Origin of the sequence: Pedobacter miscanthi, assembly GCF_032678605.1 — a bacterium.
GTDB lineage: Bacteria > Bacteroidota > Bacteroidia > Sphingobacteriales > Sphingobacteriaceae > Pedobacter > Pedobacter miscanthi_A.
Genome location: NZ_JAVTSU010000009.1, coordinates 50,936 through 69,202, shown reverse-complemented (window position 1 = coordinate 69,202; position 18,267 = coordinate 50,936). Strand labels below are relative to the sequence as shown.

The window sequence follows — 18,267 nt, the reverse complement described above, 5'->3', positions numbered from 1 at the left end:
CTGAAACGCTAAACATAGCAATGACCAACCAGCCTTTTAAATTTGAAATCGAAGGCGAAACGATATTGATTAACCCTTTAAATGAACCCGAAAAAAAATTAAATACCGAAACGTTTCAGGTAATCATAACGGGTAAGGTTGTTGATGAAAGTGGAAAGCCATTGCCCGGAGCTACGGTTACGGAGAAAGGAACAAAGAATTATGCACAAACCAACAATGATGGAAATTTTAATATTAAAGTTTCACAGGCAGGTGCAATTTTGGTTTTTAGCTATATTGGTTATACCAGCCATGAAGTTGCAGCTACAAATTCAATGAAAATTGTACTTCGCAGTAATAATAAACTTGATGAGGTTATTGTAACAGGTTATCAGAAAATCGATAAAACTAAATTTACTGGTTCTGTAAGTCAGGTAGATATGAAAAATATTGAAAGATCGGGATCTGTAGATGTTTCTAGAATGTTGCAGGGGGCAGCAGCCGGAGTAAGTGTTCAAAATGTTTCCGGTACATTTGGTGCTACACCTAAAATTAGAATTCGTGGTAATGCATCAATCAGTGCAAATCAAGAGCCATTGTATGTGGTAAACGGTGTGCCTGTAACATCGCCTGCAAATGTAAGTGTTAGCCAGCTTTATTCTGGCGATCCTGCAAGTTTACTAGGTTCTGCAATAGCAGGCTTAAACGCGAATGATATTGAAGATATTTCAATTCTAAAAGATGGGTCGGCTACATCATTATATGGTACTAGAGCTGCAAATGGAGTTATTTCAATTACAACCAAGTCTGGTAAAAAAAACCAAAGAAATATAAATTTTACAACCGCATTGAGTTACGGCATTAAGCCTAAAGCAAAAGATTTCAACTTGATGGATTCTTATCAGGAAACGGAGTTTTATAACGAATTGTATAACATGGGCTATTTTGCTAATGCAAATTGGCCAAGTTCAACTGGTGCTTTAACGGAAACTTACAGACAATATGCATTAAGAGATATAAATCTTAAGCAAGCCTATGCTGAATTAGATAGATCTGCAAATGCTAATACCGACTGGTTTGATGTGTTGTTCAGAAACAATATTTTGCAAGAATATAATATGTCATTTTCAGGTGGTGGAGAAAAAAATACATATTATTTATCCGGAAGTTATGTAAATGATAACGGGCAGTCAGTGGGTTTCGATATGAACAGGTTTACTACAAATGCCAGGTCGATATTTAATTTAACTAAATTTTTAGATTTAGATATCAATTTAAATTGGAATTTCAGAAATCAGCGTACCCCAGGAACATTAAATAGTAGTACATCTTTTTCAGAGGTTACAAGGCAAGCAGAAATAAACCCTTTTTTATATGCTATGCGTACCAGCAGGGCGATGTATCCTTACAATAACGATGGATCATATAAGTATTATTTAAATAATCTGGCTCCATTTAACATTGTTGAAGAATTGAATGAAAATTTCAATACACTGAAATCGCAAACAGTTTCTTTGATGATTAAGCCTACTGTAAAATTACTTCCCTTTTTAAAATACGAAGGAACATTTTCTATAGATAGATCTAATACTTCATATGATCATACGATTACTGAGCGATCTAACTGGTCTAACGCGCATAGAGTAGATTATAATGATGTTTTAAGAAGTCAAAATACTTTACTTTATAAAGATCCTACCAATCCATTTTCAGTTCCAACAACAATTTTACCAAAAGGTGGATTTTTATATTCAAGAAGTAATATGTCTTCTAATTATTATGTCAGAAATATGCTTACCGCGAACAAAAAATGGGAAAACCATAGTATTTCTGGATTAGTAGGTATGGATATTAATAGCCTTAGAACAGATTATAAATATACTAAAGCGATTGGCTACATGTATTATGGAGGCAAGATCATCTCTCCAAGTAATCTAGCTTATCAAAAATCGGTATTAGAAGATGATCGATTGTACATCGAATCCTTTACCGATCAGTCATTAGTTGGTTATTATGGTAATTTTCAATACAACTATTTAAATAGATATAATTTGGAAGGGGCCATGAGATTTGATACCAGCAATATGTTTGGTAAACTGGCAAGATCTAAGTTTTTACCAAATTATAGCGTTGGGGTATCGTGGAATGTTGAAAGAGAACCCTTTTTTCAGAAAATCAATTCGGGAGACATAGTTGATATGTTAAAGCTAAAAGCTAGTTATGCATTGCGAGGAAATGCTTATCAGGGTTCGCCCATGTTAAATGCTCAGTACGTTAATATTAACCGGTTAGATACAGAAAATAGTGAAACAGGTATTGATATCACTTCTCCCGAACTTTTTAACCTTAACTGGGAAAAGGATTATACTACTAATGTTGGTTTCGACTTAAGTTTATTTGGTAAGATTAATCTAACAGCAGAGTATTATGACAGGAAAAATAAAAACCTTGTAAATAGTGTTAATGTAGCTCAAGAAGAGGGCTTTACAACCAAACTAATAAATTTTGCCAATATGTCTAATAAAGGTGTTGATGTATTATTAGGTATAAACAATATATTAAATAATGATAAAGTTTTATGGAGTGTTAATTTTATCTATGGTTATGTAAAAAATAAAGTAACTGATGGAGAATTAGAATCCTCTATTCTGAGTCAAATAACAAGGCCAACTGGTTACCCACTTAATGGTTATCCGCTTGATGCGCTTTTCGCTTTTAAATATAATGCGTTAAATGCCGATGGAAGGCCTACTTTTTTAAGAGGAAATACCCCTGTTATGAATATTCCTACATCTGAAAGAGATAGATCTTTGGTAGAATATGTTGGTTCAAGGCAACCTACCTCAACGGGTTCATTTGCAACTAATGTTTCTTATAAAAACTTTGATGTGAGGGTGTTTTTAACATACTCTATGGGGCACAAACTTTTTATGTCGCCAATTTATCAAAGAAACTATAGCAATAATTCATCAATTTCTGCTGATTTACAGTATAGATATGGCGCGCCAGGTGATCAGTTCAACACCAATATCCCGGCATTAATCAGCCCTATTCAAGCAGTTTATTTAAACAGCATATCAAATATGGATGAGCTGGCCTACAATAGAAGTAATTTAAGGGTTGCAAGTGGTAATAACCTGAGATTGAGTGAGATTTTGTTTTCTTATGACTTTGGTCAGAACCTTCTTAAAAACAAAAGCATAAAATCGGCCAGAATATCATTTGCTGCAAATAATATTCATTATTGGGCAAGTGGAAAGTTAAGAGGAGTTGATCCTGATTTATTACTTTCTGGCGGTACTTCTATGCCAAATCCAAAATCATACTCACTTAGGTTATCTGTTGGACTATAATAAATAAATTATGAAATTAAGATATATATATGCTGCAATAGTACCTGTGTTACTATTGTTATCCTGCAATAAATTTATAGATAAACCTTACGATAACAGATTGGAATTAAAATCTGTAGGAGATTTTGAAGATGTGGTAACTAAAGCATACCCTGAAAGACAAGATATGTTTACTGATATTTTAACAGATGATTTTCATCATTACGCACCTACCATGCAAGCTAGTAACGTATCCAGATATGTACCCATTTTCATGTATAAAGATGATTATGAAGAAGCAACTGCTACACCTTCAAGATCCTATGCTCACTACTACAGTAAAATTTACATGGCAAATATTGTGATTGAGGGGGTAATGGGGAGTTCTGGTAATGAGTTACAAAAGAAAGCCGTGTTAGGGGAAGCGTTGATGCTAAGGGCCTATTGCTATTTTACATTAACTAATCTTTTTGGAATGCATTATAATCCCTCAACCAATGGCAACAACTTGGCTGTTCCATTAATTACCGAAGTTCCAAAAGACAACAGGCCAACATTTAAAAGAAATACTGTAAAGGAAGTTTATGATCAGATTGATAAGGATTTTGCAGAAGGCTTAGCCTTATTAAAAGCCGGAGAATCATTTCTGATTAAAAATCCATATAGATTTAGTGTAGCTAGTGCAAATGCATTCGGATCCAGATTAAATTTATATAAAGGCAGCTGGGATGCAACCATTAAGTATTCTAATGATGTACTAAGTCAAACTGGATTAACATTACGGGATTATGTTAAAGATTTAGCAGTATTAACATCTACTTCTAATGCCAACTTTACATTAGAATTTATGAATCCCAGTACACATAAAAATATTTTGTTGGCAAGTCAAACCGGGACTTTTTTAGAATTACCTGTTGGATATCGGTTGGGGGGATTTTACCTATCACACAACTATTCATTAGCTTCATCTACCTTGTGGAATACAACTGATTATAGAAGGAGATTAATGCTTGGTGTAGCAACTGTAATCGACAGTGTTTCAATGTATTTAAAATATGCACATCAAGACAATCAACCAAGTGTACCAGCAGCTAGATATGAATGCTTTACTGTAGAGGAAGCATTAATAAATAGAGCTGAAGCCTACATGAAAGCAAGTACGCCAAATGTGGCTGCAGCTATCGCAGATATGGAAGCCCTTAGGAAGACAAGATTTACTCCATATACTGCCTTAAATACTGCCGGATTAACCAATGAGCAAATTCTGGCTTTGATTTTAAAAGAGAGAAGGATTGAATTTTTGGGACAAGGGATGAGATGGTACGACATAAAGAGGCTAGGTATAGAGGTAGAGCATAGGTTAATCAGGTATTTACCAGCTACTGGTACGATATTAAAAAGTAACGACTTACGGACCGCTTTACAAATCCCTTTATCTGCAAGAATTGGAAACCCTGCTTTAGAAACACAATTAAACCCAAGGTAACATGAAAAATTTTAAAAAGATTATATTACTTTTTTTAGTGAGTTTTATTATTGGAAGCTGTAAAACAGAGACTCCGGTAGGAGAATTTAAACCAAATGTTGATTATTTTACAGTTAGCAATAAACCAAAACCTCTATGGAATGAGCTTGATTATTTATGTGAGCAAATCTATAAAGATTATGGCGTAAAGATCATTTACGAGTATTCGCCACAAACAATTGCAGGAACTACCTTTTTTACTCCTCCTGATTATACCAAAGCACTAAACTACACCAGGATTGTTTTGCTTGGGTTTTGGTTAAAACCTCTTAAAGAAAAGTTTCCACTTTATTTTTCCAAGGAAACACCAATTGAATTTGTGCTGGCAGGTGGTTTTATTCATTTTAATGACATCACTACTGCTGGTGCTGCAGCCGGAGCTGGTATGAACGCTCAATTTTACAGATTGGGTATGGGGGGGGTAAATAATTTTGATAAGGCCAATAAAGCATGGCTTTTTGATCATATTGTTACTTTATACCACGAACATGCTCATCAGCAAGATCATAAATACGGAAGAGGATTTGATTTTGACAGGATTTCAGTAGGTACCTATTATGGGTCTAGTTATAGCTCAAAATCACTTGCTACTGCAAATGCAGATGGTTTTACAACTGCTTATGGAGGCTATGCACCCGAAGAAGATTTTGCAACAACAGTTGAAAATATTGCGAGAAGCACTAAGGCCAATGTTGATGTTTTATTAACTAAAAATCCTAAACTGGTAACTAAATATAGATACATAGATAATTTTTACAGCACCAGGGGAATGGATTTATACAAACTTCATGACGTTTTGGATTCTGTTGTTTACAGAACCAATTATTAATTTTAAATATTTGATAAGATGAAAAATAAATCAATAATTTGTTTTTATTTTCTACTAGCCGTTGTCTTTATATCTTGCGAAAAAGATGTTGTAAATGGTTCAATTACAGAAAGTAAATTAATAACAGCCCAAAATAAACAGGCTTTAAAAAAAGCCTTGCATAGTGCTCCAAATGGTTGGGTAATGATGGTTAAAAGCACAGCCAGTTCTGCTTATGTACCGGTAATAATGAAATTTGATACAACAAAAAATACCGTTATAACAAGATCAATATACAGACAATCTGAAGTTACACCAAGCTATTTCGAAATAGAAGACGGTACCGGAAGTATTCTGTTAACATTTACTACAGGCTCTGATATAACCAGCTTATTTAAAGTAGGCTCCAAATATTCTGATATTACAGACCACATATTTAAAGTGATAAGTGTTAGCGATGAAAGTATAGAAATAAGAGGTTATCGCAGTGGTGGGGTTTATAAGCCAGAGGGCGGCGTGGTTTATAAATTATTTAAACGCCCTGCAAATTGGGATTGGATAGATAAAAATTTACAATTTGATTTGGAAAATACAACCTGGAGAGTAGGTGTGGTTAATAGACCAGCTATTTTAGCACTAACATATGCCGACAATACCACCCAGACGGCTAATTTGTCATTTGGCATTCAAAGTGCAGGAAATATTGCTGCTTTGAAAACATGGGACCCCTTTGTAAATGTTTCAGCGAAACCAGCCATATCATTGTACCCATTCATTATAACAAATAGTAGTACTGCACCAACTGGAACAGTATGGGCTGCGACTGGAAATAATGGAATAGATTTAGTTCCTTATTATACTGGAGCTGCTTCCTATGTAAATGACGCAAACACCTTAATAAATAGAATAAAAACGCACTACTTAATTCTGACCAATATTACTAGAAGTAACAATACAGCAACTGCTGTTATCGCAATGGATTTTGTTGCTTATGATAAAGACGGAAAAGAATCTGTTAGTGCTAAAATGACGATACAATAAATTATTGCCGTTTTCCAAAAAGGCCCATCCTGTAAGGGATGAGCCTTTTTAACTTTTTGGATATCTGCTTAAATGAAGTCTAAAATAAATAAGAAGCCACAATTGACTTTTTATTTAGGCCAATTCAGTTAAAGCAACAGCTTTTTTCTTTTGCGATAGTTAACCGGTAAATTCTTTTGGCATCATCAACTTTGGTAAAAAGGTTTTAGCATCTAATAATTTCAAATATTTCGGCTTCTATTACCTTAAAAATTAAACACTTGATAAATAAAATTTTGTATTTTCTTTTTTAATCCAAATTTGTATCTTGCGCCCTCTTAAAAAAGAACTAAATAAATTTATAATTACAATATGGGATTAATGACATTTTTGCGTAACCGTGCGGGCTACATCCTAGTCTTCGCTATCGGTTTTGCAATTGTTGCATTTTTAGTAGGTGATGCAATTAACGTGGGTAAACCTTTTTGGTCGGCAAATCAAAAAGTTGTAGGATCTATTGATGGTAACGATATCAATATCGACGAGTTCGGACCAAAAGTTGATCAAGGTGTAAACCAAATGAAACAACAATATGGCGGTAGTGCAAATGCACAGATGACCGCTATGGCTGTAGATCAGGCTTGGAATGCAGAGCTTGCTAAAGTTTTGTTAACCAAAGAATATGATCGTTTAGGCTTAACCGTATCAGAAGATGAATTGTTGGATTTATTGCAAGGCCAAAACCCTAGCCCATTGATCAAACAATATTTCTCTAACCCTCAAACCGGACAGGTAGACCGTGCAACCTTGATGAACTTTTTAAAATCAAAAGAGCCTCAGGCATTACAACAATCTACAATGTTGCAGGAAGAAATTAAAAATCAGGCTTTACAGACCAAATATTCTAATTTGATCCGTAATTCGGTTTATGTAACTTCATTAGAAGCTACCGATGAATATAACAACCGTAACAAACTGGCTAATTTTAAATATGTAAGTTTAGATTATGCGTCTATTCCGGATAAATCAGTTAAATTAACTGATGGTGATTATTCTGAATATTACGATCAGAACAAAGCACGTTTCAACAATCCACAAGAAACCCGTGCTTTCGAATACGTAACTTTCAGCATCAGTCCGAATAAAGCAGATTCATTAGCAATTAAAGCTCAGGTTGATAAAATTGCGGCTGATTTTCAGGTGGCTAAAAACGATTCACTTTTTGCTGCGATCAATTCAGAAGTTAAAATACCATTCACTTATCTTACTAAAGGTAAATTAGACCCTGCAGTTGATTCGGCAGTATTCGCTTTACCTGCAGGCAGCTTTTATGGCCCGAAATTAACCGGTAACTCATACAAAATTATAAAAGTGGTTGCAACCCGTATCTCTCCTGATTCGGTAAAAGCAAGCCACATTTTAATCGACCCGACTAAAGTAGGTGGCGAAGATAAAGCAGCTAAATTAGCTGACTCATTAAAAACATTAATTTTAAAAGGAGGCAATTTTGCTGAACTGGCTAAAAATTATAGCGTAGATGGTTCTAAAGATAAAGGTGGTGAATTGCCAACTTTCTCTCGTGGACAAATGGTGCCTGAATTTGAAAATGCAGCATTTGATGGTAAACCTGGAGATCTAAAAGTGGTAAAATCACAATACGGTTATCACATCCTCAAAATCGAAAAACACATTGGTTCTTCTAAAGTGGCTAAATTGGCTTACGTAGAAAAAGCCTTAACAGCAAGTAGTAAAACCCAGGCAGCAGCTTACAAAGCAGCGAGCAGTTTCTTAGCTGATGTAAAAGGTAATGATTTTAGCAAATTGGCAACTCAAAAAGGATTAAAAGTAGGTGTGGCTGATAAGGTAGCACCAACACAAGGATTTGCAGCAGGTTTAGATAACCCACGTAAATTGATCCAGGATGCTTATGTTGCAGATAAAGGTGATGTGTTACCAGAAATTTATACCATGAGTAATGCTTATGTAGTGGCTCGTTTAACTAATATTAGCCCTAAAGGTATCTTGTCATTGGCTGATGTGAAAAAAGAAATCGAACCAATGGTAATCAATGCAGTTAAAGCAAAACAATTGAAAGAGAAATTTGCTAATGCTGGTTCAAACTTAGATCAGGTTGCGGCTAAAGTTGCCCGTCCGGTTAATCCAGTACAGAACGTAGTATTTGCTAACCCTGTAATTCCAGGTGTTGCACAAGAAAATGCTTTAGTAGGTAGTGTATTTGGTTCACAGCCAGGTAAAGTATCTGCTCCTGTTCAAGGTGAGCGTGGTGTATATGTATTTACTGTAGATGGATTTACAAGCCCGGCTCCTATTGCCAATATGTTTAAACAAAAAGAAAGCATGTTGTTAAGCTTAGGTCAGCGTTCATTAGGATCAGCTTTCCAGGCCTTACAGGAAAATGCAAAGATAAAAGACAATCGCGTGAAATTCTATTAATTAGAAAATACGTAATTTTGTAGCCGTTCCGATCTGTCATCGGAACGGTTTTTTTATTTAAGACCATGGAAATTCAAGAGAACATCGTTAATAAAGTTGCCAGCAGCGGTTTAATCACCTTAAACCTCGAAGACTTTTATCATAAAGGCGAAAGAGTTGTGTATGATATTGTAGATAATCTCTTTCACGGCTTAATGCTGAGGGAAAAAGATTTCAGGGCCTTTATTAAAGATCATGACTGGGCACAATACCAGGATAAAAATGTAGCCATTACCTGCTCCGCAGATGCCATTGTTCCTACCTGGGCTTACATGTTATTGGCCAATAAATTAAAGCCTTATGCTAATGAAGTGGTATTTGGTGGTCTGGATACTTTAGAAGCTGTTTTATTTACCAAAGCGCTGTCTAAAGTTAATCCGCAAGAATATGCCAATGAGCGTGTAGTGGTAAAAGGATGTGGCGATATTGACGTACCGGTTTCAGCTTATGTAGAAATCACCAACCTGCTTACCCCTGTGGTAAAAAGCATCATGTTTGGCGAGCCGTGCTCTACCGTTCCTGTATATAAGCGAAAAGATTAAATTTTGGTTTGCTTTTTGTATATCTTCATAGTGAAAAGGAATTTGACCGGATTCTAAAGAAGCCTGATTCTTTCTCAATCACACACACAAATGAATACAAGAGCAATGAAAAAGATATTGATAACCGTTACGGCTAGCTTATGCAACATTTTTGCAATGGCTCAGGAACTTCCCCTGAAGAAGGATGCTGTTTTTCAGGAAGGTGAAGTTTTACAATATAAATTGAGATACGGCTTTATTACCGCGGCAGAAGCCACCATTAAAGTAACCAATTCTGATTTAAAGTTTGATAACAAGCCAACGTATAAACTTACGGTGGATGCACAGACATCGGGTACTTTTGATATTTTCTATAAAATAAGAGACCATTACGATTCGTATATTGATAAAACTGACCTGTTGCCTTACTTCTACCAGGAAAATATCCGTGAAGCGAGCTACAAACGTCAGGATAAAGCACGTTTTACACAGGGTGCGAAAAAGGTAGTATCGAACAGGGGAACATTTACTACACCAACAAACCAGACTTTTGACCTTGTTTCGGCCTATTATTTTGCCCGGAGCCTCGACATCAGTAAAATTAAAGTGGGCGATAAGTTTAAACTGAACTATTTCCTGGGTGATGAAATTTCGGCCCTTGAAGTTGAATACGTAGGTAAAGAAACGGTGAAGAGTAAATTGGGGAGTATCCGCTGCTTGAAATTTAGCCCGTCAATTAAACCGGGTAGAATCTTTAAAAAAGACAGCAGGTTGTACCTTTGGGTAACCGACGATGGAAACCGCGTACCGGTAAAGGCTCAGGTTGAGATATTGGTGGGTGCAGTAACCATGGAATTAAAATCGGCCGATGGCCTTAAATACGCTTTAGCAAAAGAATAATGATGATAGAAGTTGAACAGGTGTTGGTACACGAAGATGTGTTGAAAGAAAACTTTGTTTGTAATTTAAGCAAGTGCAAGGGGATCTGTTGTGTGGAAGGTGATTCTGGTGCACCCCTGGATAATGATGAGAAAGGTATCCTGGAAGGGATTTATCCGAAAATCAAACACCTTTTAAACGAAAAAGGCATTAAAGCTATTGAAGAACAAGGTGTTTACGTTGTTGATGAAGATGGCGATTTAACCACCCCTTGTGTTGATAAAAATAAAGAGTGTGCTTATGTGCTTTTTGAAGGAGGCATTACCAAATGCGCTATCGAAAAAGCCTACGAGCAAGGAATAGTTGAGTGGCAGAAACCAATTTCCTGTCACCTTTACCCTATCCGCATTACCAAATACCCTGAGTTTGATGTGTTGAATTACGATCGCTGGCATATCTGTCATGATGCCTGCACCTTCGGCCGTGAGCTTAAAGTACCTGTATATAGTTTTTTAAAAGGGCCACTCATCCGGAAGTATGGAGAAGAGTGGTATAAAGAACTTGAGAGTTCTGTGGCTGCGATGTAAGAGCTTATTGAATTGTAATTGCAGTTTCTTGGTATGATCTTTTACTTATCATGCATTTATAAAATTGCCTTATAAATTTATGTGTTGATTAGCCTTATGAAGTTTAAGTTGCCTCAATTAAATGGTAATGCCTATTTATTCAATCGAAATATCATGTCTATAACAATTCAGGAATCAGTTATTTAATGGTCGAACGATAAATAAGGGTAGCGTATGAAAGATTAGTGCGAGAATTATATTTTGTCCTAAAAAATTTCTCCAATTATTTATCGTACTTTTCTTTATTTAAATTGACTCTTTCAACAATTTTTCTTTCCGTTCCCTCCTGTATAATATTGATAATAGGCTGCTGAGCAAGGCTGTATCTGCCTTAGCCAAGCCCACTTAGGCTATCGTTCCGAATTCTATAACCTTAGCCTATTATTGTGCCTATGCAACTCATTTTCTGAGAAATCATATAAACTATTACTTTCCATATGGAAGAATGGAAGTCTTTTTAAGCTGATGACAAAAAGTTATTCCAGCGCATGCTACAAAGAGGGGTTTGCTATATATGTAAGATGGATGCAGAAGACTTGTATCAGGTTTTATTGTCCTTTTTTGAATTTGCGAGAACTATGTTTAATGAAAAATTGATTTGTTGCAGGCGGAGGCCGCGAAATATCGACTTTCACAGCAGTCTCGGGCAAGCGCGCCCTTCGATTTAGTCAGCATCCATAAATAGGAACATATTTAATTATTCAGTTAATCAAGGTCATAAAAAAACTAATAAAAAAACAACCAAAAAGCAGGGTCTTAAATCTTGATAATGATGAAATCGTAAACCCACTAACATTTCAGGATGCCTTATTTAATTTATATTGCAGGTTTACCCGAGCATTTCGATATGTTACGGAAATGGCGTGATGTTGTTGCTTTTGGTACTGACAATACAAAAAAAGAGGTCCTGCAAATTCCCTGTATGATCAGGAGCTGACCATTAAACTCAATGTGGCTACCTTGGCTTTTAAGAAAAAGCAAAATTGAGAAAATAAATATCGGAAAAGGACAAGATGAAGTTGGATAAAACTATTATCAAAATTAGCAGCTGGAGTAACAAATTAAAAAATACTAAAAGTCCTAAATCGATAGGTAATAAATATTAATGCTAATTAATTTAGATTTTTATCAAGGGTACTTCATTTTTTAATTGAAATCAATAAATCCCTAGGTTCGGTATTAAGGTATTCACCTATCTCAAACAATCTTTTTACTGAAGGTTGAGCTGAGTTCGTGCACCAACTCGAAACAGTTTCAGGAGCTATATTTAGAGCATCAGCTAAATCTTTATTTGTTTTTCCTTTCTCGGCTAATACCGACTTGATGCGATTATAGATTGTCTTACTCATTGTAGCTGTAGTAAAACAAATATAAGATTCAGAAAATTATTGATTAAGCCTTAAAATTAATGTAAAAAGTTAATTAATTATGTTTTTAAATTATTTAATTTTGCTTTTACATTATTTATTGTTATTTTTGATAAAAATGATAATAAATTAAAGTTATACTTTTGCATTCCGAGAACTAGAAGGATTGCATACGAGCCTCGCAGCTAAATCTGGTAAATTTAATCTCAGCGAGCGTAAGTGTAGCATTGCCACCCTATGTAAGAATAGGGCTGGTGCTCGCTTATGTCTGTTGTTGAGATCCATTCCGAAAGGTTTGGCGGTTTACCAGAACCATGCTGCAACGAACTAAGTGGGTTACCAGCCCTATTTTAATTGGTAAATACTTTGTTCAGGCTTATTTATAAAAATTAAATAATGCCAGCATGCAATCAACCAGGGTTTCATCCATACCGAATCAGAAAAAATATTTCGCCGAGTTTAAGGAGGGAAATGAAAGGGGACTTGAATTTTTCTATAAAAGGTTATATTCCTCCATATACTATTATAGCTTTAGGTACATCAAAGATGATATCAGTGCGGACTGCATAGTAAGCGAAGCCTTCCTCCGGCTCTGGCTATGCCGTCAAAACATTACCTGCATTGAACATATCGAAACCTTCTTAACAAAAGTGACTGCTGAAGGTTGCAGGGCATATTACAAAACTAACGCTAACAGTTTCCAGCGCAATATGCTTAGATTGGATGAAATTGAAAACTATCAGGAGTTTAAGGTTGGGTACAATCCGGACTCTGACTGGGAAGAAAATGTCATCTATCATCATGAACCACTCGATGAAGAAAAAAAGCAATGGGAGAGGATTGAGGCCGTTCTGCCCAATCTCAGTCCTGATCAACAGCTATTTATTCGGCTATGTATAAAATATTCATTTGATTACCCTCGCATGGCCTGGCACATTGGTGGCATCTCCGATTATCAGGTAGCAAGAAAGGTGGAGCGCACGCTTGAATACCTGAAAGCAGTTATCAGCGATGCAGCGAATTTCAATAAACTGGAAAAGACCACTAAGTTCAGTTTTGAGGGCGAAGTGAGCGAAGAAGAATCTAAAATCCTCAATATGCGCTACGAGCTACAGTATAGTTTCAGTCAGATCGCGGTAGCATTAAACCTCGATCAGGGATATATACAGAGGGCCTTCGCCGCCGCTTCGCTCAGAATCAAAAAAAGCAGAAAAAGGTGATATGGAAAAGAACATGATGATCGTAACCCGTAAAATACAGCTGCGGATCGATTCCAGTGATAAGGAAACAGTCAGGCAGACAATAGGACAGCTGTACGGTTGGCAATCAATCTGCTACCGTGCGGCCAACATGATAATGAGCCATCAGTTCATACAGGAAAGGGTCAAGGACTTTTTCTACCTGACAGAGGACATCAAGCTCAAGATCGCCGACGTTAAAAAGGAGGAAAATGGGATACTAAAATCCTCCCGGCAGAATACCACCTATCGCTTGCTGTCCGATCATTTCAAGGGTCAGATACCCACCAATATCCTGAGCAACCTCAATAATACCTTGATTGCCTATTTCAACCAGGAAAAGGATGCCTACTGGAGAGGTGAGAAATCCCTCAGGAACTATAAGCATAATATACCGCTGCCCTTTGGCGCAGAAATCATTTGCAGACTATCAAGAACGGCCGACAACCGTGACTTTACCTTCAGGCTTTTTCAGATCCCTTTCAAGACCTACCTCGGGAAAGACAGGTCGGGCAAAAAAAAGATATTCGAACGGATGATCAACGGCACGTTAAAACTCCGTGCAAGCCAGATACAACTGGACAAAGGAAAAATATTCCTGCTCGCATCCGTACCGGTAGAGAAAGAACAGCATGCCCTTGATCCTGCGATTATTGCCGAGGCATCACTTTCCATTGAACATCCGGTAACGGTCAAGATCGGGCAACATGAACGTGTGATAGGCAACAGGGAAGAGTTCCTCCACCGCAGGATGGCCATAAAGGCAGCAGTCAACAGGGTCAAAAAGGCTGTGCCCTTCAACAGCAGCGGTCACGGGAGAAAGAGAAAGATGAAAAGTGTGGAGGATTACAGGCACATGGAAAAACGCTACGTCGATCAGAAGCTGCACCTTTACAGCAGGATGTTGATCGATTTCTGCGTAAAGCACGGCGCTGCAACACTCCTGCTTGTTAATCAGGAGGAAAAAGAGGAAATGGCAAAGGAAGACCCTTACCTGCTACAGAACTGGAGCTATTACAACTTAAAAGAAAAGATCAACTACAAGGCAGAATTGGCAGGTATCCAGGTAATCACAGAATAAACAATAAGGAGGTTATTTGCATAACCACAGGGTGAGACATATATGTTCTCACAAGCCCAATAGAAAGGGCATTGCAATGGCGAGCTCATGTAAGAAAGAGAGAACATTCGATGTTAAACTGCGTTCGAATAGAGAATAGTTTGTAAAGCATCAGGGTATATATGTTATAATATGATACCGACGGGTACTTATGCTGCAGAAGTTCGGCCATAATGCGGCACAAGCAGACATATAAATGATCATAAGATAAAAAGAGGTTTTTTGCAGAACCGTAGGGTGAGACATCCATGTGCTCACGAGCCTATAGATAAGGCATGCAATGGCGGGTTTCATGTCAGCGTTTGATAACGTATCACCGATCCCAAAAAATGATATTCCGGAACGGTCGTTGCCTGGATCACATTTACCCTAGGACCGATGCATTTGAGTTGGGTTTTATCGGAAAACCTATTCCCTATTTGCGAAAAGCAGGAACAGCGGGAGACATGTGGCATAATTATTTTACTTAGAGTGAAACAAAAGTAAGACAGCAGCTTTATGAGTGGGTTCCCGTTCTAATGTTATCGGCATCTGAAAGGATGTATGTTTTTTGTTAGGCAGTTTACTTTGCTAATGGCTTTACTGTCAATGTCATCCTGAACTTTTATTTCTAATAAGGGAATATTTCATCTTTGGCCTATAACTAATCAATATAAGGTTGATGGATTTCCTGCAAAATTTCTTCGTCTGCAAGTCTTTCTATGATTATTTCAACACTAGATCCCAATACTGGCTTTTTACTTTCATTCCTATTTGCACTGCTCCTTACCATCTTGATCGCCAGCTTTTCCACCAATTTAAGCTCTAAGAAGAGCGCAACCAGCGGTTGCTGATTGATTGGCTTTAATGAGTCACTGCTTCGGTTTCAAAGTCCCTCATTTCTATCAGGCGTAGATACTCCAGATACGATCTGAAGTACGGGATTATAGACAGCAATACCGTAGGCCAACCAGGAAGCTTAATGAGTACATAGCTTGTTAGTCAAGGTAGCTCAGTATCGTGAATGATGTGAAATATCTTTAAAATATCTAGGTATTGTTATGGGTATTGTCAATAAATATGAAAAATGATGGCGAATTTCATTAGCGTTGACCGGGCTTCAGGTTCGGTTCTTAGTAAAAAAGAGTTTTATGAAGAAACCATATAAAGTTAATGAATTGCGAAACCGAAAAGCAATATGCTGTATGACAGATAAAGAGTACACCGAGATGAAAAAAGAAATCTCAAAGCTCGGCGTTACGATGTCCGAATATATCCGGAGATTAATATTTGATAAAAGGGCACATCTTTTACTTGACTCAGCTCATCTGGTCGAGTGGATGGATCGCGTTGCTGTCGAGTCGGGTTCCTCGACCCTGGCCATTCGAAATTTCGTGCAAAAATGCGCTGTCGAATCACCGACCGATAAATATTATATGAATGAATTAATTTCTTTGGTCGCCAAGTGTTATGAATCACAATATAATATAGGGAAATGCATGAAAAAATTAATTAAGCTTATTGGCAGTAATTAATTACAAGTTCAGTTTTTATTTAGATCCGAAATCATGATAGTTCAGTTTCTTTCATCCAATAGCCGGTTTGCGGCAATTAAATATAATGCAGACAAAGTGTCCGCAGGAAAGGCCGAGCTGATGTGTGTTAAAAACTTCCAATCGCTATCAGTATTGGATAAGCCTAAGCCCTCGGATTATAGGTCTTACCTGCGGATGATTGGGGCGCTTAACCCAAAAGTTAAAAACAAGCAGCTTCATGCAGTTATAATGGCTAAAGGCCACTCATATGATAAACGTCAGTTAACGCATATTGCTGGGCTTTGGCTCGAAAAAATGGGTTACGCAAATAATCCCCACCTGATTTATTTTCATAATGATAATACCAATAATCATGTACACATTGTTTCAGTAAGGGTGTGTAAAAACAGAAAATCTGTTGAATCCCGCTATGAAAAATTGAGAGCATCTCTGGCATTACACCAGCTTATAGGCTTTGATCCCGTTGCCCAGGCTGAGATGGATTATTCAAAAGCAATTACTTATCAATTTACAACACTAGATCAGTTCACTATTCTATTAAAGACTATGGGGTATTCGGCTTACATTAGAGCTACAACCCTCTATATGGTGAGGCACTCGAGATCAATTCGAAAGGTAGATCTGAACGTTATAAATAATATCATAAAAAGCTATAAACATAACAGTGTTGAAGTCAGTGCACTTAAACAGGCAATTGAGCTCTCTTTGAAGGTTGTTTCCGGCACGCCCGTCCGCCACCCTTCTTTCTGGCATTCTTATCTAAGGAAAAACTATAAATCCGATCTTTCAGAGGCGTTCCGAGAGAAGTTAAATATTGATATCATTTATCATACCAAGGGCGGGGATGTTATCGGCTTCACCTTGATCAATCATCGTACAAAGAGGGTTTACGACGGAAGCGAGATCCTTGATTTTAAGCGCCTGGTCAGGCCGTTAGTTCGTCCCGAAGGATTTTTTCAGGGTGATAGGATAATATTTTATGACGATCAAAAACGATATCAACCTAACAATGTGCCCAACCTGGCGGTGAAGATGTCAGGTGGAGCGTTTGATTCAGAAAACAAAATGGCAAGGAGGGGAAGATAATATCTCTGTACGATGCACTACTTGAGTAATATCCCCAAGATGCGTTTACCGTGATTAATCAGCGAATAACTAATGAGACATAAATCTAATTTTAATCTTAATCATAGTTTAGTTCAATTTTGTTCTAATTGTAGTAAAAGATAAAATGTAAACCATCATTCTTCCAGGCAGGAAGGAAACCTGTGATCAATAGCATATTTGATTTTGTGAATAATAAATTTGTACTTTTATTTGATTTTCTCAGTCTTTTTGGAGGGTATCAGAATAGTTCAGCAACTTTAGGTATGATAAAACTATTTTTTTAGGGTAGGTCTTTACTGTAATTCTGTGTTTTTAATTGAATGTTTTATGAATAGTGTCTCCAATTCGAAACCATAAAAAAAAGGTTGCTTGTAAAGAAATGATCATAATAAACTCGATGCTTCGTACAAATATGATTCGAGGAATGTCCCGTCTCGTTGGTTTTAATGGCAAATTATAAATCTCCACAGTATTATGGGATATTGGTACCCGGGCCTTATATAATAAAGTGGATAGCAAATAAATAAAATACGGCTTGTAAATTGATATCGTCAAAATTAGCTGCTTGATTTCTTTTATTTTTCGTGAAGAATTTTTAAGAGTACTTACTAAAAGAGGTTAATTTTAGATGAAGAAAAGTATTAATTTAATTTTTCATCATCGCTGGGAATCTTTTCATCTGAGAAATAGCTGTGAGGCATTAGTCCAAAAGAAATA

General features: G+C 36.7%; 13 protein-coding genes. 12 read left to right on the top strand and 1 reads right to left on the bottom strand.

All coding sequences use genetic code 11. The features are described 5' to 3' along the window. Nucleotides 1–20 precede the first annotated feature (20 nt). The 8 genes from R2R28_RS14570 to R2R28_RS14535 all read left to right on the top strand — a co-directional run bounded on the left by R2R28_RS14570 (nucleotide 21) and on the right by R2R28_RS14535 (nucleotide 11,144). The gene (locus R2R28_RS14570) at nucleotides 21–3,332 is read left to right on the top strand and encodes a SusC/RagA family TonB-linked outer membrane protein (protein WP_316826414.1); all 3,312 of its coding nucleotides are present in this window, start codon (nucleotides 21–23) and stop codon (nucleotides 3,330–3,332) included. Between the two features lie 10 nt (nucleotides 3,333–3,342). Next, nucleotides 3,343–4,797: a RagB/SusD family nutrient uptake outer membrane protein gene (locus tag R2R28_RS14565; RefSeq protein ID WP_316826413.1), complete on the top strand. Its 1,455-nt coding sequence runs from the start codon at nucleotides 3,343–3,345 to the stop codon at nucleotides 4,795–4,797. A gap of 1 nt (nucleotide 4,798) precedes the next feature. Next, the gene (locus R2R28_RS14560) at nucleotides 4,799–5,665 is read left to right on the top strand and encodes a substrate import-associated zinc metallohydrolase lipoprotein (RefSeq protein ID WP_316826412.1); all 867 of its coding nucleotides are present in this window, start codon (nucleotides 4,799–4,801) and stop codon (nucleotides 5,663–5,665) included. A gap of 18 nt (nucleotides 5,666–5,683) precedes the next feature. Further along, entirely contained in the window at nucleotides 5,684–6,685 is a 1,002-nt protein-coding gene (locus R2R28_RS14555; RefSeq protein ID WP_316826411.1) for a DUF4302 domain-containing protein, read from the top strand. Nucleotides 6,686–7,036: 351 nt separating this feature from the next. Continuing rightward, nucleotides 7,037–9,118 carry a SurA N-terminal domain-containing protein gene (locus tag R2R28_RS14550; protein WP_316826410.1) on the top strand — a complete coding sequence of 694 codons (2,082 nt, stop codon included), beginning with the start codon at nucleotides 7,037–7,039 and terminating at the stop codon, nucleotides 9,116–9,118. A 65-nt stretch (nucleotides 9,119–9,183) separates the two neighbouring features. Next, complete coding sequence (locus R2R28_RS14545; protein WP_316826409.1) at nucleotides 9,184–9,699, top strand: DUF2480 family protein; 516 nt, start codon at nucleotides 9,184–9,186, stop codon at nucleotides 9,697–9,699. Nucleotides 9,700–9,804: 105 nt separating this feature from the next. Beyond that, nucleotides 9,805–10,578, top strand: coding sequence for a DUF3108 domain-containing protein (locus R2R28_RS14540; RefSeq protein ID WP_316826605.1), 774 nt, complete (start codon nucleotides 9,805–9,807; stop codon nucleotides 10,576–10,578). Nucleotides 10,579–10,580: 2 nt separating this feature from the next. Then, nucleotides 10,581–11,144, top strand: coding sequence for a DUF3109 family protein (locus R2R28_RS14535; protein ID WP_316826604.1), 564 nt, complete (start codon nucleotides 10,581–10,583; stop codon nucleotides 11,142–11,144). Nucleotides 11,145–12,322: 1,178 nt separating this feature from the next. Here R2R28_RS14535 and R2R28_RS14530 read toward each other — a convergent pair. Further along, the gene (locus R2R28_RS14530) at nucleotides 12,323–12,532 is read right to left on the bottom strand and encodes a helix-turn-helix transcriptional regulator (RefSeq protein WP_187592085.1); all 210 of its coding nucleotides are present in this window, start codon (nucleotides 12,530–12,532) and stop codon (nucleotides 12,323–12,325) included. A gap of 422 nt (nucleotides 12,533–12,954) precedes the next feature. Here R2R28_RS14530 and R2R28_RS14525 point away from each other — a divergent pair, with 422 nt between their 5' ends. From R2R28_RS14525 to R2R28_RS14510, 4 genes are all read left to right on the top strand, one after another. Continuing rightward, the gene (locus R2R28_RS14525; RefSeq protein ID WP_316826408.1) at nucleotides 12,955–13,770 is read left to right on the top strand and encodes a sigma-70 family RNA polymerase sigma factor; all 816 of its coding nucleotides are present in this window, start codon (nucleotides 12,955–12,957) and stop codon (nucleotides 13,768–13,770) included. A 1-nt stretch (nucleotide 13,771) separates the two neighbouring features. After that, nucleotides 13,772–14,869, top strand: a complete 1,098-nt coding sequence (locus tag R2R28_RS14520; protein WP_316826407.1) for a hypothetical protein — start codon at nucleotides 13,772–13,774, stop codon at nucleotides 14,867–14,869. Between the two features lie 1,169 nt (nucleotides 14,870–16,038). Then, nucleotides 16,039–16,422: a plasmid mobilization protein gene (locus R2R28_RS14515; protein ID WP_316826406.1), complete on the top strand. Its 384-nt coding sequence runs from the start codon at nucleotides 16,039–16,041 to the stop codon at nucleotides 16,420–16,422. A gap of 33 nt (nucleotides 16,423–16,455) precedes the next feature. Then, nucleotides 16,456–17,529 carry a relaxase/mobilization nuclease domain-containing protein gene (locus tag R2R28_RS14510; RefSeq protein ID WP_316826405.1) on the top strand — a complete coding sequence of 358 codons (1,074 nt, stop codon included), beginning with the start codon at nucleotides 16,456–16,458 and terminating at the stop codon, nucleotides 17,527–17,529. The last annotated feature ends 738 nt before the right edge of the window (nucleotides 17,530–18,267 follow it).